Raw genomic sequence first — 564 nt, forward strand, 5'->3', positions numbered from 1 at the left:
GTACGCTTTGTGTATGAGCGTGAAATGCCGCAAGAGATGCTCGACTTCTTGTGCAGCAAACTAAGAATTTCCAATTACGACAACCTAATTCCAGGTGGACGCTACCACAACTTCAAAGATTTCATCGCTTTTCCAAACGTCGGGCGAGAATACCTCGAAAACAAACCAATGCCACCAATGAAGTGTGCAGACTTTCAAGGTTACGCCAACAGTTTCGAAGCCATCAAAGCCAAAGACATTCTGCTCTACTACCCTTATCACACCTTTGACCATATTGGTGAATTGGTTCGCCAGGCATCCTTTGACCCGAAAGTGCTCAGCATCAAAATTAATATCTACCGCGTAGCCAAAGACTCTCGCTTGATGAACTCTTTGATTGATGCAGTGCATAACGGCAAAAACGTTACTGTAGTCGTTGAGTTGCAGGCGCGATTTGATGAAGAAGCAAATATTGAATGGTCAAAAGTTCTGACTGAAGCTGGCGTGCACGTCATCTTTGGTGCGCCCGGTTTAAAGATTCACTCAAAGTTATTGATGATCAGTCGCCGTGAAGGTGACGATATT

1 pseudogene is annotated in these 564 nt (G+C 44.5%); it reads left to right on the top strand.

From position 1 onward, the window contains the following. Positions 1 to 564: pseudogene (locus R7040_RS28795) on the top strand (RNA degradosome polyphosphate kinase); the annotation flags it as partial.

Source organism: Vibrio sp. 1069, from assembly GCF_033340555.1.